We start from the raw sequence: 24114 nt of genomic DNA, 5'->3' as shown, positions 1-24114 counted from the left end.
TTGCTGATGCGCTTTTTTATTTATTTGAGGAATCCCTGCTGCTTGAGGGCATCGAGGAATCCGATGCTCATGGCTTCGCAATCCTTCTTGGTATATCGGATATCGGTGAAAACCTGGGCTAATGTTTCTACGTTGTTGATGCGTACAAACTCCTGGTTCTCTTCCAGTGTTTCCTTCTCGGCATAGAAGTCATCAATCTTTTCTGGGGTATAATCCTCGAAATGCTCGTTGTGGATGATGCTGCGCAATGGCAGACGGTCGCTCAGGTCAGGCTGCTCATCCGGCCATCCGATGGTAAGGGTAGCCACTGGCATTACCAGCTTCGGCAACTTCAGGGTGTCGATGATCATTTTCGGCATATACACCGTGGTGCCCAGGAAGCAGGTTCCCAGACCCGCCTCTTCTGCCAGATTGGTAAAGGTCTGCGTGAAGAGCAGTGCATCGGTAGCCGCATTCATGAACGAGAGGATGTTGTCGTATCCCGGGGTTCCCTTGCGGTTTTCTGCCCAGAGGGTAGTGCGGCGGTAGTCGGCACAGATGGTGAGTACCACAGGAGCGCCTGTCACCATCGGCTGGTTGAAGTGGGCAGGAGCCAAAGCCTTCTTTCCCTCTTCGCTGCGGGTTACCACTACGCTGTAGAGCTGCAGGTTTCCCATGGTAGGAGTACGCATCGCCTCTTCCAGCAACTGGTTCAAAAGTTCATCTGTTACCTCTCTGTCGGCATATTTGCGAATCGAGGTTCTTTTCTTGATTGATTCCATATCTTGTTTCTTTTTCTAATATCTTATGCAAAGATAATGAAAGTTTCCCAAAAAGAACACGGTTCTTTTACATTTTTTGCTTCATAATGCGCTTTTCGTGCGTTTTTTGATGAAATATCTGCTCAAACGTTTCATATTTTAGAAATATTGTTTTAATTTTGCAGCTAATTATTAAACGTTTAATATGGAATATACTGAAAATATGACCTTCGAAGAGGCGAGCCATGCCTTGATGAAAGATTTGAAGACCCGATTGGCTGACCTGCATGAGCATTTCGATGCGCAGAATGTCGATTGGAATAAGCTCCATCTGCCATTGGCGAAACTCGTTTCCGAAGAAACGCAGAAATCGCTCGTTAGTCCGGAAGTGGTAGAGGTACGACCTAAGGAATTGGAGTGCGATGTGGTAAGATACCAGAACAATAAGGAGAAATGGGTGGCTTTGGTCGGATTGCTCAATGGGCATCCCTACGAGATATTCACCGGTTTGCAGGATGAGGATGAAGGCATCATGCTCCCCAAGTCTGTTACCAAGGGCAAGATTATCAAGACGGTGCTCCCGGAAGGACAGAAGCGATATGATTTCCAGTTTGTCAACAAGCGTGGCTACAAGATTACCGTCGAAGGATTGAGCGAGAAGTTCAATCCCGAGTATTGGAACTATGCCAAGCTCATATCCGGTGTTCTGCGCTATCGTATGCCGGTTGCCCACGTCATCAAGCTGGTCAATCAGCTGCAGCTCACCTCCGAAACCCTCAACACCTGGCGGGTGGGCGTGGAAAGAGCCTTGAAGAAGTACCTCTATGAAGAAAATGGAATAGATAACTTGGAAAACGGAATAGATTATAAGGAGACTGAAGATGAAATTGATGAGCAGTAAGATATACCTCAGGAATGTGCGTTTCCACGCTTTCCATGGCGTATTGCCGCAGGAGCGAATCGTTGGCAACGATTATCTTGTCAACCTGGTGCTGGATTATGACTTCTCTTCTGCCATGAAGACCGATGATCTTCAGGGAACCCTCAATTATGCCGAGGTCTATCAGAAGGTAAGAGAAGAAATGGCGGTGCCCAGCAAGCTCCTGGAGCATGTGGCAGGCAGAATCGCCCATAGGCTCTTTTCCGATTTCCCGGAAATCCAGAAACTCCAACTCTCTATCACCAAGGTGAATCCACCGATGGGTGCCGATAGCGACGGCGCAGGGGTAGAGGTTGTATTAACAAATGATAAAACTTATAGTTAGAATTAGGTTTTCTGATAATAAAGTAGTAATTTTGCAAAATCATCAGAAAGTATGTGTAAGAAAGTAACACTGATATGGGCTTTGATGTGCATGTTTGTAATGACATCGTTAGCTGCCAATAAGCGGTTCACGCTGGTCATCGACCCCGGTCATGGTGGTCATGATGCCGGAGCGCTCGGAGCCATATCCAAGGAAAAGAATATCAATCTTGCCGTTGCCTTGCGCTTCGGTAAGTATGTGGAGCAGAATCTCCCGGAGGTAAGAGTCATCTATACCCGCAAGACGGATGTCTTCATCCCGCTCAATGAGCGTGCGAATATCGCCAACCGTGCCAATGCCGATCTCTTTATCTCCGTGCATACCAATGCCTTGCCGGCAGGAAAGGTGGCTCGTGGCTTCGAGACCTATACCCTCGGTATGCACCGTGCCAAGGATAATCTCGATGTGGCGATGCGAGAAAACTCCGTCATCTCGATGGAGAAGGACTATCAGCAGAGATATCAGGGCTTCGATCCCCGCTCTTCTGAGAGCTATATCATCTTCGAGTTCATCCAGGGCAAGAACATGGAGCGCAGCGTAGAGCTGGCACGAATGATTCAGCGAGGTGTCTGCGATGGTGCCAACCGTCCCGACAAGGGCGTGCATCAGGCGGGATTCCTGGTATTGAGAGAGACTTCCATGCCGGGCTGTCTCATTGAGCTGGGATTCATCACCACTCCTGATGAAGAGCGCCTACTCAACAATGACAGCAGAGTGGATGATATCGCCCGTGGCATCTACGAGGCTTTCGCTAAATACAAGAATAAGTACGACAGATCGGTTTCCGTTCCTTATCGTGCCAAGGATTCCGAGGAAGTGAATATCCCGAAGATTGTTCCGGATCAGGAACCTGCGCCTAAGACTCGTGTCGTAACGAGGGGAAAGCAGCCGAAGCGTGAAGAGGCAACGCCTGAACAGCCAAAGCGGGAGGTGAAGAAGCAGGAGCCGAAGAAGGATGTGAAGAAGCAGGAGCCGAAGAAGGAAGTGAAGAAGGCTGAGGTAGCTGATGCGCCGGTCTTCAAGCTTCAGATTTTCGTAGGTAGTAGAAACCTTCGCAAGGGCGATGCCCATTTCAAGGGCGAAACCGATTACGATAGTTTCCAGGAAGGCAATCTGGTGAAATACACCCTGGGTGCATCCACCAATTACAACGAAATCTATCGCCTGCGCAAGGAAAAGCTGGAGAAGTTCCCGGAGGCTTTCATCATCGCCTTCAAGAACGGACAGAAATATGACGTGAACCAGGCTATCCGGGAGTTCAAGCAGAACCGCAACCGGTAGCTCCCTTTTTCGGGCAGCCTGCGATTCGCTCTATATAAATAGGTATAATAAAAAGAACAAAAATAGATAAATATGAAATTGACAAAGGAAATTAGGATAGCGTTGGTCGCTATTGTAGGTATCTTGGTGATGTATTTCGGAATCAACTTTCTGAAAGGCATCAACTTGTTCTCTACCAATAACACCTACTATATGACGTTTGATGACATCCAGGGTATGGGTGCTTCTACCCCTATCTATGCCGATGGCTACAAGGTGGGTACCGTGGATCAGCTGGATTTCGACTATTCAGGAAAGGGTCCCATCAAGGTCAAGGTGGATATCAATAAGGATCTGAGAATCCCTGCGGGTAGTACCGCAGAGATTTCTAAGGATATCATGGGCAATCTCCAGGTGAGTCTCCTGCTTGCCAACAATCCTCGTGAGCGTATCGAACCGGGCGGCATCATCCCTGGTACGGTGAATTCCGGTATGATGGGCAAGGCTGCCGAAATGATTCCGGTTGTTGAGAAGATGCTGCCTAAGCTGGATTCCATCCTCACCAGTGTGAATGCACTCCTGGCTGATCCTGCCCTGGCTGCTTCCCTCCACAATGTAGAGACCATCACCAGCAACCTCACCGTTTCCACCCGTGAGCTGAATACCCTGATGGCTGGATTGAACAAGCAGGTTCCAGGTATGATGAAGAAGGCGAATGGTGTTCTTGACAATACCAACCGACTCACCTCTAATCTGGCGAGCCTTGATGTGCAGGGCACACTCGACCGTGTGAATGCCACCCTCGATGGTGCGCAGAAGTTCACCGAGCAGTTGAACAGCGGGAAGGGTAGCCTCGGTCTCCTCATGAACGATACCCGCCTCTATGAGAATCTGAACTCAACCATGTCGCATGCCGACTCTCTGGTTATCGATCTCAAGGCGCATCCAAAGCGCTATGTTCACTTCTCAATTTTTGGCAAGAAAGACAAGTAGAGCCTCAAAAATACCGCTTTAAGGGCTTCTTTGAGGAAAAAGCCAAAATAAATTTTGTCTAAATAATAAAGGCAATGTTTCACGCCCCGGAATAGCTACAGAACTTGTTGTTTTTTAGCTATTTCGGGGTGTTTCAAAATTGTTTCACTGCCCCTAAAACGCAATTGTGGATAACTTTCTTAGTTGCTTGATTATGAGATAGTTATCTAGGTAGTCTTAAAATATTATAAATAGCCCGATTTGCTACTTTGGGCTTTTTTTTGTAATTTTGCAGTCGATTTGCATCAGATGGTGCAATCTGATGTAGTGTTAAGGTAAAAAATCAATTAAAATAAGTAGTAAATAGTGTCAATGTTAGCAAGTCCAAAAGCGCTTTGGGACAATAGTCTTTTGCTTATAAAAGATAATGTGTCAGAGCAGCAATATAATACATGGTTTCGACCAATAGTCTTTGAGTCGTACAAGCCTTCGACCAAGACTTTGTTGGTTCAAGTTCCAAGTCCATTCGTATATGAGTACTTGGAACAGAACTATGTTGGCTTGTTGAGCAAGGTCCTGCATCGCAATTTCGGTGATGGCATCCGTCTCACTTATCGGGTGGTAACGGATAAGGAGCACAAGTTGACCCAGGATGTGGAAGCTGATCCGGCTGATATTGATGAGGCTGAGCGCAAGAGATTGGCACAGCAGCCACAGATACAGGATAACCCGGCAGAACCACAGCAGCTTGAAGACATTGACACCCAACTTGATCCGAAACTCACCTTCAATAATTATATGGAGGGTGACAGCAACAAGCTGCCACGTTCGGTGGGATTGTCTATCGCTGAGCATCCGAATACCACGCAGTTCAATCCGATGTTCATCTATGGTCCTTCTGGTAGCGGAAAGACTCACCTGGTGAATGCCATCGGTCTGAAAACCAAGCAGATGTATCCGCAGAAGCGTGTGCTCTATGTCAGTGCCCGCCTCTTCCAGACACAATATACCGATGCGGTGCTGCATAATGCGAGCAATGATTTCATCAATTTCTACCAGTCTATCGATGTGCTCATCGTGGATGATGTGCAGGATTGGGCAGGCAAGGCGAAGACCTTGAATACCTTCTTCCACATCTTCAATCACCTCTTCCGCAACGGAAAGCGTATCATTCTGGCGAGTGATCGCCCTCCGGTAGAACTCAAGGATATGCCAGACCGACTCATCACCCGTTTCTCTTGTGGACTGGTGGCGGAGTTGGAGAAGCCGAATGTGGAACTCTGCGTCGATATCGTGAGCAACAAGGTGCGCAAGGATGGACTGAAGATTCCGAAGGATGTGGTTTCCTTCATCGCACAGACCTGCAACGGCAGTGTGCGTGATCTCCAGGGTGCCATCAATGGTTTGCTGGCTTACAGTATCGTATATAACAGCAGCATCGATATCCGACTGGCTGAGCGTGTCATCAAGCGTGCCGTCAAGGTTGAGGAGAGCAACAAGGTGCTCACCCTTGATGAAATCGTGGAGGCGGTCTGCAATCATTACAAGGTAACGGTGGCTGCAGTCAATAGCAAGAGCCGCAAGCGTGAGTACGTGGAGGCGCGTCAGGTGGCGATGTTCATGGCTCAGAAACTCATCAAGATGCCTGCTTCCAGGGTGGGCAAACTCATTGGTAATCGCGATCATAGCACGGTTATCCACAGTTGCGCCAAGGTAGAGGAGCGGCTGAAGATTGATGCCGAGTTCTTCGATGAACTCTCCAGCATCGAGAATGGATTGAGAGTAAAGAGATAATTAACATAGAAGAGATAATTAACATAGATAAGCACGGAACCTTGGTATAGTGGTTCTCGTTTATATAAATGAAACAAAAGGAAGTCGGATAAGTTTGTATTTGTCTTGGCTTCCTTTTTCCGTTTTTCTTTCCTTCGAACTTTATGATTACCTTGTACATAAAGTATTTTGAGCCTTTTTTCGAAAGATTTTTGGGAAAAAGCGATTTTGTATCATTCTTTTTTATTATATTTGCAGTCGAAATAGATTTGAGCCTAAACTAAACTCAGATATAGTTATGGAACAGAACTTAAAAGTTATATTATATGCCGTAGGTGCGATGATTCTTGCACCTCATACCCTCCATGCCCAGTCAGAAAATATCAAAGGTCTGGATTCATTGCGCTTATACGGTTCGGTGAGCGTGGTGGAGCCTGAACTGCTGAAGAAGGGCGTACTCAATAATGCCCTTGATGCCTTGAATGGACAGACGGCTGGTGTAAACGTTACTACCAATGGTCTCGACCGTATTGCCATGCTCAACTCTGTGCGGGTTCGTGGTACCACTTCCATCATGGGCGGCAACGACCCATTGGTCATCATCGATGGTGTAACCTCGGATGTAGCAACGCTTGCTACGATCTATCCTGCTGATATCGAAAGCTTTACCGTGTTGAAGAATGCCAGTGAGACCGCTCTTTATGGTTCTCGTGGTGCTTCGGGCGTTATCCAGGTGAAGACCAAGAAGGGAACGGGTAAGGGATTTCAGATTTCTTACGAGGGCAACTATGGCATCGAGGCGATGTTCAAGAGTATGGAGATGCTGAATGCCGCTGAATACATAGCTGCTGCACAGAAGTTTGGGCTGGAATATAACAATAAGGGATTTGATACCAATTTCTCCAAAGCCATTACCCGAACCGGAAATGTGCAGAACCATTATCTCGCCTTCAGCGGTGGTACTCCGCAGAGCAACTATCGGGCTTCCTTTGGCTATATCGACCATAACACCATCATCCGGAGCAAGGGCTATCGCAACCTGGTGGCTAAGATTGATGTTACCCAGAAGGCGTTTGGTGATAGACTGACGGGTGATTTCGGCGTGTTCGGTTCATCCTATAAAAACAATGATATCTTCGACAGTCAGATGCTTTTCTATTCTGCCGATGCCATGAATCCTACCTATCCTTTTGATAGGCTGAATGGCAGTTGGGTGAAGAATGGAGCTGCTTCGCAGGTGAATCCTCCCGGTGCCCTGCTCGAAGAGCGCAGGGATACGAAGAACATGAACTTCAATGCCCATCTGAAACTGAACTATGATATTTTGAGCAACCTGAGCATTTCTGCCTTCGGGGCATACAGTTATACTTCCAACGAGAATAACCAGTTCTGTCCTACCTGGGTGTGGGCGCAGGGCAATCTCTATCGGGGGGAGTTCAAGAGCGAGGAATGGCTTGCCAATGTTTCCTTGAACTATCAGCGGGTGTGGGGCATTCACAGCCTTAAGGCGATGGCAGGTGCTGAGTATCAGAAGGATATCCGTACGGGATTCTGGACTTCTGCCAAGGGATTCTCAAACAATAGTATGTATTACCACAATATCGGTGCTGCCGCTTCCCGTCCTTTCGGCGGTACAGACAGCAACTATGAAGACCAGGCGCTGGCTTCCGTGATGGGCAACATCGACTATACCTTATATAATAAGTACAGTCTTTCAGTTTCCATGCGTGGCGACGGTTCTTCTTTGGTGGGCGACGACCATACCTGGGGTTTCTTCCCATCCGTTTCCTTATCCTGGGATATGAAGCAGGAAGAATGGCTTCGCCAGCTCAAGGCGATTACGATGCTCAAGTTGCGTACGGGTTATGGACGTTCGGGTAATCTGGGCGGCATCTCTGCCTATACCACCATGAACACTGTGAGACAGAACGGCATCGTTTCGGTGAACAGTTCGCCTGTGGTAACGATGGGTATGATTCGCAACAACAATCCCGACCTGAAGTGGGAGACGCGTGCCACCTGGAACTTGGGTGCCGACCTGGGGTTGTGGAACAACCGTCTCGTGCTGACGGCGGAGTATTACTATTCCAAGACCACCGATATGCTCTATGCCTACGATGTGCCGGTGCCACCTTTCGCCTACGATAAGCTCTTGGCAAACATCGGTTCGATGAGCAACCAGGGATTGGAGGTGGGCTTCTCCATCACGCCTATACAGAAGAAGGATATGGAGTTGAACATCAATATGAATCTGGCTTGGCAGAAGAACAAACTCCTCTCGCTCAGTGGCGAATATGATGGCATGCAGATGTCGGCGGCGGATATCACGGCGATGGGTGCCTTATCGGGTGCCGGTCAGCATGGCGGTTATAACAATGTGGTCTATCAGATAGTGGGACAGCCGCTGGGTGTCTTCTATCTACCTCATTGCAAGGGACTTGTAGAAGATGGTAACGGGCATTATCGCTATGATATCGAAGATTTAGATAAGAACGGAACCGTGGATTTGAGTGATGGCGGTGACAGATATATCGCCGGACAGGCAACGCCAAAGGTGACGCTTGGCTCAAACATCAGTTTCCGTTATCGCGACTGGTATCTTTCCTTGCAGATGAATGGTGCTTTTGGACATAAGATTTTCAATGGAACGGGGCTGGCATATACCAACATGTCGAGTTTCCCGGATTACAACGTGCTGAAGGGTGCCCCGGAGAAGAACATCGTTGACCAGAATGTATCCGATTATTGGCTGGAGAAAGGCGATTATCTTAACTTCGAGTATCTCACCCTGGGTTATGATATTCCTATCCGCAAGGGCGTGGTGCAGTCGCTCAGGGTGTCGGCAAGCGTGAACAATCTTTTCACTATCAGCAGTTATAGCGGACTGACGCCGATGATCAACAGTTATGTGGTGAACAGTACGATGGGTATCGACGACAAGCGCACCTATCCGCTTTACCGCACCTTCTCGCTGGGTTTGAGTGTTCAATTCTAAATGCAGAACTTTAAATGCAGAAATATATGAAACGATATAGAATATACTTTTTCCTGATAGCAGCCTTGACAATGACATCGCTGACGATGACATCCTGTCTGGATGAGCATCCGAAGGACCAGCTCGAGGAGGAAGCCATTTATGGCTCTGCCTTGGATATTTATACCAACGCCGTGGCTTCACTCTATAATTATATCGGCGGCACCAACGAGAGTGAGGGTATTCAGGGTACCTGCCGTGGCATCTACGACTACAACACGCTGACTACCGACGAGGCGATGATTCCGATTCGTGGAGGCGACTGGTATGACGGTGGGTTGTGGAATGCCATGTACCGGCATGACTGGACGGCTGATGATGAGCCGCTTTATGATACCTGGAAGTATCTCTATAAGGTGATAGTTCTGGCAAACAAGTCGCTCGACATCATTGAAGCCAAGTCGTCTCTGCTCACAGCAAACCAGAAAGACCAGTTTCAGGCAGAGGTTCGTGCCTTAAGGGCATTGATGTATTACGAGGCGATGGATATGTTTGGCAGGATTCCGGTGATTCTGTCTTCGGGAGAAGCTGCCCTTTATGCGAATGCTGGGGGAGCTGATGCCACTCTTCCTTCTGTCACTGGTGCTTCTCTTCCTTCTCAAAGCGAGCGGAGCGAGGTGTTCCACTTCGTTTTCAGCGAGTTGCAGCAGGTGCTGCCTTATCTTCCCGATGAGCATAGCAACAAGGAGGGCAATTACTATGGCCGCATCACGCAGCCTGTGGTTAACTTTCTGCTGGCAAAATTGGCGCTGAATGCCGAGATCTACATGTTTGATGACTGGACCAAGGGGTATGCGAAGCGACCTAAGGGCAAGGATGTCTATTTCATGGTGCAGACTGCCGATGGAGCCTCTCTGCTCAATGGCGGCAAGGCGAGTGCGAACCGCAGCAAGAAGTTGAATGCCTGGGAAACCTGCATTTACTATTGCGATAAACTTGCCGGGGAGGGGTATGACCTGGAGGCAGATGATGCCTTCAATTTCTCTACGCACAATGAGACATCGAAGGAGAACATCTTTACCATTCCAATGGATAAGAATATCTATACCAATCAGTTTCATTATCTTTTCCGCTCTTACCATTATACGCATGGTGGTGCCTTGGGATGGGGTAGTGAGAATGGTACCTGTGCTACGATTGCTACGATGAAGGCCAACCGTTATGGCGAAGCAGACGAGGACACCCGTTGCAAGATGAACTTTGTGGCAGGTGTAGTGAAGGTGGATGGCAAGGAACTGCTGATGGATAATGGTAAGCCTCTGGAGTATCAGCCTTTTGAGGTGGCTCAGAACCTGACTGGCAGCAAGTATATCAAGACGGCTGGAGCGAGAATGGCGAAATACGAGGTAGATAGAACTTCGTATATGGATGGCAAGCTGCAGAGCAACGACATCGTTCTTTTCCGTTATGCCGATGTGCTGCTGATGAAGGCGGAAGCCAAGGTTCGCCTGGGAGAGAATGGTGATGTGGAACTGAACAGGATCCGTGCCCGTGTAGGCATGCCGAATCGCAAGGCAACGCTTGCCAATATCCTGGAAGAGCGATTGCTGGAACTGGTATGGGAAGGTTGGCGCCGCCAGGACCTCATCCGTTTCGGCAAGTTTACGGCAGCTTATGATCTCCGCACCCCACTTCAGGGCGAGGAATCTGGCTATACCACCGTCTTCCCGATACCGCAGAAATGCATCGATTTGAATAAGAAACTGGAGCAGAATAAGGGGTATGAGAAGAAATCATAAAGAGCATACTTGTCTCCATACGCCCTGAACCAACGGTCACCGGCCGAAGGGAAAGGTAAAGGGCAGAAGCTCCTAGCCCAGGGCATCCGCCCTGGGTAATTATGGATGCAAGCCTGCCGCCCTGTAAGGGCAAAAGCTTTCAAATTACAGCTGATAGAACTTGGTGAAAGCCTTCACGCAATATTCGTGATCCATCACGCTGCCGGTTTCGCGGCAACTGTGCATGGCGAGAATGGCATTACCCATGTCCACGCCCTTCAATGGAATGGAAGAGGCGAGGATATTGCCCAAAGTGCTTCCGCCAGCCACATCACTGTGGTTCACGAAACGCTGACAAGGCACACCCGCTGCCTCACAGATATTCGCGAAGATGGCAGCAGATACCGCATCACTCGCATACTTCTGTGCCGCATTGAACTTGATGACCGGACCGCTCCCCAGCATCGGATGATTCGTTGGGTCAAACTTCTCGCTGTAGTTAGGATGCCAGGCATGCGCATTATCGGCTGAAATCATGAAGGCACGCTCCACTGCCTGATAATACGCCTCCTCCGTTCCGCTCTGTGCAAGGGCGATGCGCTGCAGCATATAAGAGAGGAAAGGACTTCCCGCACCCTGCTTGGTCTGCGAACCCGTCTCCTCATTGTCGAAAATCGCCAGCACCTGAGTCGTATCCTGGGCATCAGCCGCCGTCAGAGCCTCTACGCCCGCCCAGCACATCGACAGGTCATCGAGTCTTCCCGAAGAGATAAACTCATCGTGCACACCGAAGGTGCAGGCAGGAGTGGCATCAGCCAGATAGAGGTCGAAGTCGAGGATATCTTCTTTCTGGATATTCAGTTCGCCGGTAATCACGTTCATCAGCAGATTACCCTTTTCCAGTTCATCGTTGATGATGCCAAGGATAGGGAGCACATCCTTCTGCCTGCTCAGCTTCACGCCATCGTTCACCTGTCGGTTGAAGTGGATAGCGAGATTGCTGATCTGCAGCAATGGGCGCTGGATATGGAGCAGGAGCGTCTTCGGATGCATCGCATCCTTGCCCTTTACGATAACTCTACCCGCCAGAGTGAGCGGACGGTCGAACCAGGTTGACATGATAGGACCACCATACACCTCGGTATTCAGTTTCACGATACCGCCCTCGCAAAGCATCTCTGCATTTGGCTTGATGCGGAAGGTAGGGGAGTCGCAGTGAGCGCAGATCATGTGGAAGCCGGCATCAGCCAGTGTCTTCTTTCCGATTTGGAAAGCATAGATAGAAGAGTCGTTCTTGGTAACGAAGAACTTGTCACCAGCCACAACCTTGCCCAGCGGCTCCTGAGGGTTCAATCGTCTGAACCCATTTTTCTCCAATTCCTTGGAGATATTCTTCACAGCCAGGAAGTTCACTGGCGAAGCGTCTAAAAAGGATAATAATCTTTTGATCATAGTCTATATCTTATATATTAATTATGCTGCAAAGATAATGCAAAATTTTCATTTAATCTCATATTTCTACCTGTTTTTTCCATAATAGTTAAATATCTACAAGAATCCCCTATGATGTTTGGTGTTATGTTTTGAAAGCATTAATTTTGCACATCATAATTTTGGCAGATATACAGAATCATTTAAAACAAAGATAAATGGAAATAGTAATAGGAATCGTTATAGGTCTTGCCATCGGATTCTTCGTGGGCAAGCTGATGGAAGGAAAAAAGGCGGGAGAGGAGAAAACGCAGCTTATAGCGAAGGCTCAGGTGCTGCAGGCTAATATCGAACAGAGTAATCTGCATCATGCTTCTGAGGTGCAATCCTTGAAACAATCTCATGCTGCTGAGGTGCAATCCTTAAAAGCGCAGATGGAGAACGAACGGCTGTTTGCCGAAAAACTCCGTGCTGAAAGCGACCAGCAGTGGGCACAGAAACTCGAAAGCCTGAAGCAGGAGATGCATCGCATGACCATCGAACAGCAGAAGGCTGCTGCCGAACAGCTCGCTGCCAAGCAGTCGGCCCTCCAGGAAAACAACCGACTCCAGATGGATGAACTCCTGAAACCTATCAAGGAGCAGTTTGCCGATTTCAAGAAATCGGTAGAAGAAAGCAAGACCCAGAACGAGGTGAATAAGAAGGAACTGCAGAGTACCTTCGAGGCTACGATGAAGCTCTTCCAGCAGGAACAGCAGCAGGCTGTAACAAGTCTGAAGGAGCAGACTTCGAAGATCGGTTCTGATGCCGCCAACCTTACCAAGGCTTTGAAGGGGGATAGCAAGATGCAGGGCGACTGGGGCGAGATGGTATTGGAAACCATCCTCGAAAACAGCGGTTTGCGAAAGGACGAGGAGTTCTTTATTCAGGAGAACACCAAGGATGAGAACGGCAAGAACTTCCGTCCCGATGTCATCGTCCGCTTCCCGGAAGGCAGGAGCGTGGTGATAGATAGCAAGGTATCTCTCACCGCCTATACCGATGCCTTGGCGGCAGAGACCGATGAGGAGCGGGAGAGGTTGATGAAGTCGCATGCCCAAAGTGTGCGCAAGCACATCGACGAACTTGCCGAAAAGGATTACTCCAAACTGGTGGATGATGCCATCGGTTTCGTCCTGATGTTTATCCCTAACGAAACGAGTTATATCGCTGCGATGAAGCAGCAGCCTGATTTGAGTCGCTATGCCTATCAGAAGAAGATCATCATCATATCTCCTAGCAATCTCCTGATGGCGTTGCAGCTGGCGTATAATCTCTGGCAGTATGACCGTCAGAACAAGAATGTAGAGAAAATCGTGAAGACGGCAGCCGATCTATATGATAAGGTAGCGACTTTCGAAGACACCTTCACGAGCATAGGTGATCTCCTCACTCGCCTCTCCGGTACCTATGATAAAGCGAAAAAGCAGCTTTATGATGGTACCGGCAATGTAATGAGAAGGGTAGAGAGCCTGAAGAATCTGGGTGTAACTCCCAAAAAGCAGATCAAGGCATTAGAGGAGTAATTTTAATAAGCGTTTTTATCCGGGCAGATAATACTCTTGGCTGTCAGGAAGATAATACGGATGTCAAGCCAAAACGACCAGTTCTCGATATACCAGATATCACGCTTGATGCGCTCCTCCATCTGCCAGAGCTCCTTCGTCTCACCACGGTAACCCGTTACCTGAGCCCAACCGGTAATACCAGGCTTCGAGAAGTGGCGAACCATATACTTATCAATCAAACTACCATAAACTTCAGTATGATACAACATGTGAGGTCTAGGACCCACGATACTCATATCACCCTTCAATACATTGATAAATTGAGGGAACTCATCAATATTCGTCTTTCTCATGAAGTTGCCGAATGCAAACTTTCTTGGGTCATTCTTCGTAGCCTGAGCCTTGTCTGAATCCTTGTTCACATGCATTGAGCGGAACTTCAGGCACATGAAGGTATTACCGTTCAGACCCGTTCTAGCCTGACGGAAGAAGATAGGACCCGGACTCTGAATCTTGATAATCAGTGCGATGATTGGAATGAAAGGCAAGAAACAGAGGCAGATCACACCACTCACGGCAATATCGAAGGCACGCTTGAGAATACGGTTCGAGACAGAAGACAGCGGCTCAAGATGGTTCGTGTAAACCGTCTTACCCATAAAGTTATGAGAATCCAGATGCAGCTTATATTCGCCGAACAGACTAGGCAGATAATAGAAATGCACCACGTTCTTGTCACAGAAACGCATGATCTTCACAATCTGGTCCGATTCCTGATGCGACAAGCTGCAGAAAATCTCATCCAGATCATAGGATGAACCGTTGATGGTATCATTCAGCTTGGACTCTAAAATTCTGTTAAGATCCTCCATGGTACCCAGTTTTTTCAGTTCCTGAGGTGCTCCAGCAATGTCATCATTGGCATAATAGCCTTTCACGATATAACCCGCAGAAGGGTCTTCGGTCATGGTAATGTACATTTCTCTTACGGCAGGATCGCTACCCACGAAGACCACGGTACGAATGTTTCTACCTCTCGCACGGTGATATTTCAGAAACTTGAGCTCGATGATTCTACTGATGACCAAAGCAATATAGAATGTGATGCCGAAGTAGATACCGAATGTAAATATTGCTCCACCATGACTGAAGAATTTCAGGAAGATCATGAAGCAGACGGCGGTACAAAGCACCAGGAAGAGCGTACGCTTAAGTACTTGCTGGAAACCGATTCGTCTTATTTGGATGATAGTGCTATAGTTGTATTCGCCGATGGCGAGAGCAACGTTTGCTATAAAGAATGTAATCTTTGTTTTCAGGTCTAGATACTCGGGTACATGAAGGAACTCGATGTTAATAAGGCCCAATAGCAAGCAATTGAGGATGATGAAGTCAGCGAGTATCACCAACCTTCTAATCAGCACGTTACCTTTGTATATATTTTTCTTCATAAGTTATTGTATGTAAGTTATTTTTTCATCTGTTCTTATTCTTAGAATATAGATTCTTGGTAGAATCGTTCGCAAAGATAGCAATAAAAACTGAATTCACCAAACTTTTTCCCATATTTTTTTCGTGAATCCATGCCAGTCTGCATGTCCCCCGCTATGGGTGGTTGCTGCCGCCAATTGGTTTTATGAGGGGGGCTCAAAAAAGGCCCCCCCTACAGAAAACCAATTGTTAAAAAAAAAAAATAGACCAAAAAATTTGTTTAAATCAGAGAAAAAGCGTAATTTTGCAACCTGATAAGGATGCTCTTTTAAGAACGTTTGTAAATAAGAACGAAAATTAAAAGCCTGTCGTTAGAAAATGGTAAGTGCATAACGTCTTGAAATTAAGGTAGTTATATGGTGTAGTAGGGAGCTAAAATTATGCCGTTTTCTGAAATTAATGTTAATAAAAATAGCAAATCAATGAGTTCGGAAAGTCTTGATGAAGCCCCTATCTGGTATGCCATGAGTGCCCCCTACCGCGAAATGAAGGTAGCGGATTATCTCAAGGCAAAAGAAGATATCAAGGTGTTTCTTCCTTTGGAACGCTGCGAGCGTATGGTGGGGCAGCACATACGCAAGCGAGTGAATTCCTATCGCCCCGTAGTCCGCAATCTCCTTTTTGTGAAGGCAACGCCAGGCAGAATGCGGGACCTCAAGCAGATTTACAATTCCATGCTTCAGTTCAAGACCCGTCCCATGGATGGACATTCTGAAGTCATCACCATCCCCGATAAGGAAATGGAGGATTTCATGGCGCTCTACGAAAACGTGGAGGATGCCAACAAGCACTTCTTCCTTCCGGGAGAAATCAAACTGCGCCCTGAAGCAAGGGTGAGGATAGAGGATGGCGTCTTTGCCGGACTCGAAGGATATTACCAGAAGGTGAAGGGATGCCATAGCGAGAAGGGAAAGGTAAAGGGATCCCAGATCGGGAAGGGAAAGGATGAGAAGTGCTTCGTGGTCAAGATTGAAGGATTCCTCTCCTGCGCCGCCTTCCTCACCGAATGTAATTACGTAAGCCTCGCCGGGAAAAATGAGAAGAAAGAGGAGGAGAAAGGAAAGAAGAAATAGTAATATGATTAAAAACTGCATTATCTAGATAAAAAGAATGAAATTTAGTAAACTTGTGTTGTCAGGAGTGCTGGGTATAGCACTCCTGTCCGCTACGTCTTGCGGTACCCCGAAGAACGTAGCCTATTTTCAGGATTTGAACAATAATCCTGATACTGTCATTACCCTGCAGAACAGAGTGATAACCGTAAAGCCTACCGATAAGCTCTATATCGGAGTCAAGAGCAAGGATCCGCAGATTTCGCAGCTCTTCAATCTTACGGGCGGTACCAGTAGCGGTGCCTACAATATGTCGCAGGATGCCTATTACTATACCATAGATAGCAAGGGAGATATCGATTTCCCGGTTGTGGGAAAGATACAGGTGGCGGGTCTCACCCGCGAGGAGATTGCCGAGAAGGTGAAGAAATCGCTCGTGGATGCTAGTCTCGTCAAGGACCCTACCGTCACCGTGAGTCTCAGCAACCTCCATTATTCCATGATGGGCGAAGTGGCAAAGCCTGGTCAGTATGCCATCGAAGAGGAAAAGGTGACCATCCTCGATGCCATCAGCAAGGCGGGAGATCTCACCATCCAGGGTAAAAGAAACGATGTGATGGTGCTCCGACAGGAAAACGGACACCAGAAGATCTACAAGATTGACCTCTGCTCAGGCAGGGACATCTTCAGTTCTCCTGCCTACTATCTCCAGCAGAACGATGTGGTATATGTTACACCTAACGATACCAAGAAGAGAAGCTCTACGCTCAACGGAAATACTGTGCAATCTACGGGATTCTGGATGAGCATCTCATCTCTCATCGTTACCATCCTCACCTTCCTGAAAGTAAATTAATAAAGAAAAATGATACAGAATACTACTCAGGCTAACCAGCCCGTACAGGTGAATCCGATGCTCAGACGCAATCAGGCAGACGACTTCATCCGCCTGCAGGATCTTTTCTATCTCTGCCTCGCCAAGTGGCGCTGGTTCATCCTTTCGCTAGCCGTAACACTCGGCATCGCCACCTATTACATTCTCACTACCCCAAACGTATATCAGCGCACCGCATCCCTGATGATCAAGGACGACAGCAAGTCGCAGGGCATCAGCAGCGATGTTTCCTCCATGTTCGCAGATATGGGACTGGGCAATGCCAAGAGCAATGTAAACAATGAACTCATTGCTATCCAGTCGCCTGCCGTGCTCCTGGAAACCGGAAAGCGACTCAAGCTCGATGTAGATTATGCCATCGACGGTGCCTTCCACAAGGAGGCGCTCTATGGCGGCGATCTCCCCGTAACCGTAGATTTCATCGGCTTCACCGATGATCAGAGCGGCAGCTTCCAGCTCCAGCTCAAGGGCGATGGCTCTTACGTCATCAGCAAGATCAAGGGCAGCAACCGTGATAATCTTCCGGTAGATGACAGCGATGAGATTTCCGGCAGACTCGGACAGATCATCCACACCCCACTGGGAAAGATCAAGGTAGATAAGGCTCCTTCGTATTCCCAGTTTGTAAAGAATGGAGATGCTCCGGTGCTCTACGTATCCCGCAGCAACATCTATGCGATGACCGACCGCATCAAGGGTTCGCTCGCTGCCAGCCTGAGCGAGGAGAAATCCACCGTCATCGACCTTACCTATAAGGATGTGCTCCCTAAGCGTGCAGAGGATGTCATTAGCACCATCATCTCCGTTTACCGCAAGAACTGGCTTGAGGACAAGAACCAGATGACCATCTCCACCTCTCACTTCATCACCGAACGACTGGGCGTGATTGAGCGCGAACTGGGCGATGTGGATAAGAATATTTCAGCCTTCAAGAGCAGCAACCTGCTGCCTGATGTAGAGGCTGCCGCACAGCAGTATATGCAGAAGAGCACCGAGGTGGACAAGCAGATCATGGATCTCAACTCGCGCCTCGCCATTGCCCAGTATATCCGAAACTATCTCACCGGCAAGGTGGGCAAGAACCAGCTCCTGCCTTCCAATACAGGCATCGAGAGCCCGGGTATCGAGCAGCAGATTGCCGAGTACAACAAGAGTCAGCTGGAGCGTAACAACCTGGTGGCGAACTCTAGCGAGCAGAACCCACTGGTGGCTGACTACGACCAGAGCCTTGGCTCCATGCGCAAGAGCATCACTGCCAGTCTCGACAACTTCGTGGTAACCCTCAAGACCCAGCTGGGCACCCTGCAGGCTAACGAGGCTGCCACTACCACCCAGATTGCCAGCAATCCTAACCAGGCTAAGTACCTGCAGACCGTGGGTCGCCAGCAGAAGGTCAAGGAGTCGCTTTATCTCTTCCTCCTCCAGAAGCGCGAGGAGAACGAGCTTTCCAAGGCATTCACCGCCTACAATACCCGCATCATCACCCCTCCTACGGGCGACAACAAGCCGGTGGCACCGGTGCGCCGCAACATCATGCTCGTAGCCTTCGTGCTGGGATTCCTTATTCCGGTAGTCATCATCTTCGTGCGTGAAAACATGAATACCACCGTGCGTGGCAGAAAGGACCTGAAGAACATGAATGTTCCGTTCCTGGGCGAGATTCCATACTCTATCAGCCGCAAGAACCGCCCAACCCTCGAACAGCGCATCAGGTTCTGGAAGAAGCCGAAGGAGGTGCGCCAGATAGTAGTGAAGGCTGGCAAGCGCGACATCGTGAACGAGGCGTTCCGCGTATTGCGTACCAACTTCGAGTTCACCATCGGTACCCATCCCGAGCAGAATGTCATCGTCTTCACCTCTCTGAATCCGGGATCCGGTAAGAGTCACCTGGCTGCCAACATGGCGATGTCGCTCGCTATCAAGAAGAAGAAGGTGCTGCTCATCGACGGTGACCTCCGCCACGGATCTACCTCCATGCTGATAGGCAGTCCGGGCGAGGGATTGAGCGATTACCTCAACGGCAGAATCGCCGATATTCGCGACATCCTCCACAAGGGAGAGGAGAGCGGACTGGTGAAGTATTTCGATCTTATTCCTATCGGAACCATCCCTCCAAACCCTACCGAGCTCCTCTTCACCCCATTGCTGGAGCAGATGATCAAGACTATGCGCCAGGAGTATGATTACGTCTTCATCGACTGTCCTCCTATCGAGGTGGTAGCCGATACCCCAATCTACGAGCAGTTTGCCGACCGCACCATCTTCGTAGTCCGTGCCGGCCTGATGGAGCGCAACATGCTGCCAGAGATTGATGCCCTCTACAAGGAGAAGAAGTTCAAGAACATGACCATGATTCTGAACGGCACCAAGGCCCGTGGCGGCAGATATGGCAGCCACTATGGTTACGGCTATGGTTATGGCTACGGCTATGGCTATAATTATAATAAGGAAAAGAGTGGGGGGGCAAAATCTTAAATGAATGGATTATAGAATAATAAAAACAGATGTTTAAATTCTTCCAGAAAATATTCAATCAGAAAAAGCCATCAGGGAGCACATGCAGTCTCCCTGATGGCATCGATTACCATTGCCATATACTCCCTGGCGTGGATGATGGCTTCCAGGACCCGGAAAAGAGCCTGGAGCAGCTTCGCATCTACGAAGCAAGCGGAATCCATGAAGTCTGGTTCACCCCTCACATCATGGAAGATGTTCCGAATGAGCCTGAAGAACTCCGCCGGGTCTTCGAAGATTTCAAGGAGAAGTATCTTCTGGATTTTGCCCAGAGACATCCTGGAAGTCAGGCATCAGGAGCAGAAGGAGCGAAGCCATCTTCTGCGACCGATGCAGAGCCCCTTCAGCTGCATCTCGCAGCCGAGAACATGCTGGATGCCCTTTTCGAGCGCCGCCTCAAGGCTGGCAATCTCCTGCCCCTGGCAGAGAAATACCTGCTGGTGGAAACCAGCATCTTTGCCCCACCGATGAACTTCCGTGGACTGCTGGAGCGCATCAGGAACAAGGGTTATACCCCGATTCTGGCTCATCCCGAGCGTTACCTCTATATGAAGAAGGAAGATTACGAGGCTCTCAAGGCGCAGGGCATCCTGTTCCAGCGCAATCTATACAGTCTCCGCGGTCAGTATGGAGAGCGGGTGCAGAAGCGGTGCCGACAGCTCCTGAAATGGAACATGTACGATTTCGTGGGCACCGATCTCCATCGCCTAACCTCGGCAGGACTGAACACAGAAGGCTGATGCTACGGCAGTGAGAATGGTGATGATGAGATCAATGATCTTCTTGACGCTTTCTTTTTTCATGAGTATGGAAAAATTGAAATTAATAACAAGTCTGACTGAAAGCGGTGGATTGCAAATCCACCGAAACAAAAGGGGGAAAGTCTAGTGGCGGACCGTTTCGGCGGATTTGCAATCCGCCGCAAAAGAAGATGAGTCAGGACTCGCGAATATCCTTTCATAGCTGTATTTTAGATATTTTCGGGCTTCAGCATGGATGCTTGCAGCCCCCTTGTAGCTATAGGAATATCCCTGACGCCATCCTGGCTTTATCCCTCTCTCAGAACTTTAAAAGTTTACGTTGTCACCACCCTGGTCGGTCTTGCCTTCATCGGTAGAACTGCCTGGATTGCTCCCTGATCCCGGATTGCTCCCTGATCCCGGAGTGCTCTCTGAACCCGGATCTTTTCCAGATCCCGGATCATCTACTCCCGGAACCTGCATCTCGCTGGCAAGGAGAGAGGAAACCTTCTTCACTTCCACATCCAGGTTGCCGGCAGCCAGCTCGCCGGTACCACGGCTTCTCAGCTTGTAGCCCTCGATGTTCTTGGCGATGCTGAATTCCTTCTCAGATTTCGCACCCATCTTGTTCTTGATGCCGATGGAGAAGATGGCGAGGTCGTCGATCTTCACCGAGATACCCTGCAGGCAGAGCTCCTTGATGCAGAAAGCCATGTCGGTAATCATACCCTTGATGGCTCCCTTGGAGAAAGGAGTGTTGTGGCCCGACATGTGAGCGGCAAGACCATCCACGCCCATCATCTGCGTAGTGATGGCATAAGCATACCACAAGCCCTTGGCATCGGGCAACTTCTCATTCTTGTTCTCTTTCAAAGTGTACAAAAGCATAAGCAATAACGTTTTAAATGAAACACGATGCAAAGATACGACATTCGGGAGCCGCAACTCACACTTCCTGATGCATCCTCACGCTTATTGCCATATTCTGCCATCTTCTCACTTTTTCCGGTTTCCCGGATTCTAGGGCTCGCCCAGGAAGTCGAAGATGATGGCCACCTGACGGGGAAAGAATCCCTTGTCCGATTTCCGGTAACCCACCTCCAGAAGCTTCCTGTAGAGTGGGGTACACTTCTGGATCCATCTTCTCAGATGGGCATTGGCTACTTCCGGAGATGAGTCCGGAAAATACAGCAGGGCTATCTCCTGCTTGGTATAATATCTGATTTCTGGTTCGTTCTGCATTCTATATGATGAGTTGAAGGGTTAGAGATGATAAGTATCTTGGTTTTCGGAAAAACCAAGATACTTACCGCAAAAAGTAAGTCACTTATGGGGCGTAAGCCGGTCAGTTCCGGTCGTCCTCCCATTCCGATGGCGATACGATGGCATCTGTGTTCATCTCGCCCACCTCCTTCTCTATCACGAACCAGCCCATGCCTTTCGATCTGCGCTTTCTCTCGAAACCCAGACGCAGCAGGGTACTTGCCAGGTTCTGCTGGTAGATATACCGGCTCAGGGCAGGACAGCCGCCAATGCGCTCCAGAATCTCCGAAGAATAGCGGAACTTGATGTATCTGGCTTCCACGTCCTTGCCAGGCACGCGGTAGTAGCGCAGAATCTGGTCCTCCATATAGTTGGAGATCATGAACATCTTGTTGTGCTCGCGCATCACCTCGATATCCTCGGTGGTGAGCCAGAATACCCAGCCATCCTCGTGCTTGCGCTGGCGCTCCATCACCTCCTTACCCAGGGCCACAGCCTGGGCATATACGTGCAGGTAGTCGATGGGATGGTCTATCGGACTGTCGATCGACTCGATGAGCCAGGGTGAGTAGCGGCGGTTCTCTTCCTCGCTGATAATCTGCACGCTGTTGCTCGTGCCGCACATGGCAGCACGGTGGGGCAGTTCCGTACGGTACTTGTCGTAAGGACGGCGGATGGAGAAGAAGAGCTTCGTTACGCAGCTCTTGAAGGCACTCAGGTTCTTGCCGAATGCCGTCTCAAACTCGTCGAGACACATCAGCGCCTTGCTCGCCATTGCCTCCATGAAGTCCTTGTCGGTATAGCTTGCCGTAGATTCATTGATGAAGTAATCGTGCAGCACCTTAGGCAGCAGCTTGTCGAAGAAGGTGGTCTTGAAGAGACCGCCCTTGCCCACGAAGATAAGGATGGTCTGACCTACCACGGTATCCGTTACCCAGGTCACCACCATGGCTACAAACCATTTCTTGAAGAAGTATCTGAAGTCTTCCTGGGTATGGTGGGCACCATCCGTATTCGCAATGTGAATGCGGTCGGCAAGCATCTGAATGTAGTCAGTCTTCCCGTCCCATGCCGGGAGAGATGTGAGATAATCGAGCAGAGGATTGTACTTCTCGCTGAAGTCGCTGTTGATGAGGGAGTGGAGCCTGGGCTGCTGCGTCTGCAGTCCATCCTCTTCCATCTCTATCCAGAGAGAGTTCTCTATGTTGTCGTCCATGCGGGTCCAGCGGTGAAACTTGCCCTTGATCACGTCGCGGCTGCATACCTCGTAGTAGCCCGTCACCTCGTTGCGGTGGAACTCATAGCGCATGCTGAGCCACTGCTTCAACATCTTCATGGATGGCTTCTTGCCGTATGATTCGCCCTTTCGCATAAACTGCCAGGTGCCTCGCTGTTCCTGGTGCTTGTAGGCCTGGTTCATCACACTCACCGTCTTGGGATACTGTGCGCTGAAGTGCTGGTCGGCATAGTCGGTAGCCTCCTTCTGGTCGATGTCGTACTTCAGGCAGGTGAGTCCGAAGTTATACACATAGTCGTTGTGGCGGCTAGGCTCGAACGCTTTTCCCCACGTTTCCAGCAGCTTCTCTATCGCTGGGGCAGCTTCGTCGATGGTAGGGATGTGCTTGGCTAGGCTCACCATCTTCTGTGATGGTTTTCTGCGTCGGCTGCTGCGTCGCTCATACTTCTCAGCCATCGACTTCTTCAAGTAGAGTCTCTTGATGTCCTTGGACTCCAGTTCGAAAGGCTTCGAGTTCCAGCAGAAGTAGGCGGTAGGGTCGTGGGCAAGGCCGCACATGCGGGTGATGTCACAGCACTTCTCATCGGCAGGCACGCCCAGCAGGATGGAGAAGTAATCCATCGCCTTGCGTACCACCACGTCGAAGAGTTCCACCGCCGTAACCTCCGGGTCGTCAAACGGCTTGTAGCGGGCGAGGATTCTGAGTCCGTGACCGCTTGCCGTGACGTATCTCACCATCACGTATGGGTCGTTGTCGGCCTTTGCGATCACCTCCTGCATCTTCTCGTCGGGAATCTTGTCGATATCCACGGCAAGCCAGTAGGTAGGCTTCAGGATGTTGGCCACCTGCTTACCCTGTCCGTCCATGAGGGCCGAGGCAGTGATGCCCGGCATCATGAGCTTGGTGTTGTCGGCGAGAGCCTTGCTGATAGGCACCTGCTTGCGATAGAGTTCGGTGTGATTCTTGGTCATTTCATCGAACTTGATGATTCTTACTAGCTCATCCTTGTTGATAAGCTGATGACCTTCGCTTGAAGCGATGGTCCAGAAGAAAGAGGGCAGAACCTCTTCTACTTCCTCGCTGGTTGAATTGTTTGTGTTCATGATCTTTTAATGTTTAAGAATTTTGATCTATTTGCTTCT

18 protein-coding genes and 1 pseudogene are annotated in these 24114 nt (G+C 49.2%); 12 read left to right on the top strand and 7 right to left on the bottom strand.

Annotation, left to right across the window (positions count from 1 at the left end; all coding sequences use genetic code 11):
• Positions 1-20: 20 nt before the first annotated feature.
• Positions 21-761: a nitroreductase family protein gene (locus tag DXD25_RS00745; RefSeq protein WP_117661333.1), complete on the bottom strand. Its 741-nt coding sequence runs from the start codon at positions 759-761 to the stop codon at positions 21-23.
• A gap of 358 nt (positions 762-1119) precedes the next feature.
• Here DXD25_RS00745 and DXD25_RS00740 point away from each other — a divergent pair.
• The 7 genes and pseudogenes from DXD25_RS00740 to DXD25_RS00710 all read left to right on the top strand — a co-directional run.
• Positions 1120-1641 (top strand): annotated as a pseudogene (locus DXD25_RS00740) (ribonucleoside-diphosphate reductase, adenosylcobalamin-dependent); the annotation flags it as partial.
• Positions 1622-2005: a dihydroneopterin aldolase gene (folB, locus tag DXD25_RS00735; protein WP_117661332.1), complete on the top strand. Its 384-nt coding sequence runs from the start codon at positions 1622-1624 to the stop codon at positions 2003-2005. The pseudogene DXD25_RS00740 and the gene folB, both read left to right, overlap by 20 nt.
• A gap of 51 nt (positions 2006-2056) precedes the next feature.
• Positions 2057-3325 (top strand): N-acetylmuramoyl-L-alanine amidase, encoded by a 1269-nt coding sequence (locus DXD25_RS00730; RefSeq protein ID WP_117661331.1) that lies wholly within the window; start codon positions 2057-2059, stop codon positions 3323-3325.
• Between the two features lie 72 nt (positions 3326-3397).
• A complete protein-coding gene (locus tag DXD25_RS00725; RefSeq protein ID WP_117661330.1) occupies positions 3398-4297 on the top strand; it encodes an MlaD family protein in 900 nt (299 codons plus the stop codon).
• 351 nt (positions 4298-4648) lie between these two features.
• Entirely contained in the window at positions 4649-6070 is a 1422-nt protein-coding gene (dnaA, locus tag DXD25_RS00720; RefSeq protein ID WP_117661329.1) for a chromosomal replication initiator protein DnaA, read from the top strand.
• A gap of 277 nt (positions 6071-6347) precedes the next feature.
• Positions 6348-9044 carry a SusC/RagA family TonB-linked outer membrane protein gene (locus DXD25_RS00715; protein ID WP_117661328.1) on the top strand — a complete coding sequence of 899 codons (2697 nt, stop codon included), beginning with the start codon at positions 6348-6350 and terminating at the stop codon, positions 9042-9044.
• A 26-nt stretch (positions 9045-9070) separates the two neighbouring features.
• Positions 9071-10822, top strand: a complete 1752-nt coding sequence (locus DXD25_RS00710) for a RagB/SusD family nutrient uptake outer membrane protein (RefSeq protein ID WP_117661423.1) — start codon at positions 9071-9073, stop codon at positions 10820-10822.
• Between the two features lie 144 nt (positions 10823-10966).
• Here the strand turns inward: DXD25_RS00710 and DXD25_RS00705 are convergent, their stop codons facing one another.
• Positions 10967-12253 (bottom strand): M18 family aminopeptidase, encoded by a 1287-nt coding sequence (locus tag DXD25_RS00705; RefSeq protein WP_117661327.1) that lies wholly within the window; start codon positions 12251-12253, stop codon positions 10967-10969.
• Between the two features lie 197 nt (positions 12254-12450).
• Between DXD25_RS00705 and rmuC the strand changes: the two genes are divergently transcribed.
• Positions 12451-13797 (top strand): DNA recombination protein RmuC, encoded by a 1347-nt coding sequence (gene rmuC, locus DXD25_RS00700; RefSeq protein ID WP_117661326.1) that lies wholly within the window; start codon positions 12451-12453, stop codon positions 13795-13797.
• Positions 13798-13799: 2 nt separating this feature from the next.
• Here the strand turns inward: rmuC and DXD25_RS00695 are convergent, their stop codons facing one another.
• Complete coding sequence (locus DXD25_RS00695; protein WP_187360408.1) at positions 13800-15230, bottom strand: undecaprenyl-phosphate glucose phosphotransferase; 1431 nt, start codon at positions 15228-15230, stop codon at positions 13800-13802.
• Positions 15231-15692: 462 nt separating this feature from the next.
• On the opposite strand from DXD25_RS00695, the gene DXD25_RS00690 reads away from it, so the two are divergent.
• Genes DXD25_RS00690 through DXD25_RS00675 form a run of 4 tightly spaced genes read left to right on the top strand, consistent with a single transcriptional unit; the run spans position 15693 to position 20471 of the window.
• Positions 15693-16343 (top strand): transcription termination/antitermination NusG family protein, encoded by a 651-nt coding sequence (locus DXD25_RS00690; protein WP_158556269.1) that lies wholly within the window; start codon positions 15693-15695, stop codon positions 16341-16343.
• A 37-nt stretch (positions 16344-16380) separates the two neighbouring features.
• Positions 16381-17178 (top strand): polysaccharide biosynthesis/export family protein, encoded by a 798-nt coding sequence (locus DXD25_RS00685; RefSeq protein WP_117661324.1) that lies wholly within the window; start codon positions 16381-16383, stop codon positions 17176-17178.
• 9 nt (positions 17179-17187) lie between these two features.
• Positions 17188-19692, top strand: a complete 2505-nt coding sequence (locus DXD25_RS00680; RefSeq protein ID WP_370453395.1) for a GumC family protein — start codon at positions 17188-17190, stop codon at positions 19690-19692.
• 29 nt (positions 19693-19721) lie between these two features.
• Entirely contained in the window at positions 19722-20471 is a 750-nt protein-coding gene (locus DXD25_RS00675) for a tyrosine-protein phosphatase (RefSeq protein WP_222847537.1), read from the top strand.
• Here the strand turns inward: DXD25_RS00675 and DXD25_RS17500 are convergent.
• The 4 genes from DXD25_RS17500 to DXD25_RS00660 all read right to left on the bottom strand — a co-directional run bounded on the left by DXD25_RS17500 (position 20439) and on the right by DXD25_RS00660 (position 24075).
• On the bottom strand, positions 20439-20534 hold the full coding sequence (locus tag DXD25_RS17500) for a smalltalk protein (protein WP_158556268.1): 96 nt from the start codon (positions 20532-20534) through the stop codon (positions 20439-20441). The genes DXD25_RS00675 and DXD25_RS17500 overlap by 33 nt on opposite strands.
• Before the next feature lie 264 nt (positions 20535-20798).
• Positions 20799-21344 carry a DNA-binding protein gene (locus tag DXD25_RS00670; protein ID WP_233522150.1) on the bottom strand — a complete coding sequence of 182 codons (546 nt, stop codon included), beginning with the start codon at positions 21342-21344 and terminating at the stop codon, positions 20799-20801.
• A 147-nt stretch (positions 21345-21491) separates the two neighbouring features.
• A complete protein-coding gene (locus DXD25_RS00665) occupies positions 21492-21713 on the bottom strand; it encodes a DUF4248 domain-containing protein (RefSeq protein ID WP_117661322.1) in 222 nt (73 codons plus the stop codon).
• 103 nt (positions 21714-21816) lie between these two features.
• Complete coding sequence (locus DXD25_RS00660; RefSeq protein ID WP_117661321.1) at positions 21817-24075, bottom strand: BT4734/BF3469 family protein; 2259 nt, start codon at positions 24073-24075, stop codon at positions 21817-21819.
• Positions 24076-24114 lie beyond the last annotated feature (39 nt).

The organism is Prevotella sp. TF12-30 (genome assembly GCF_003436715.1).
Taxonomy (GTDB): Bacteria; Bacteroidota; Bacteroidia; order Bacteroidales; family Bacteroidaceae; genus Prevotella; species Prevotella copri_A.
The sequence above is the reverse complement of the archived record's forward strand: the minus strand, read 5'-3'. Positions and strand labels throughout refer to the sequence as shown.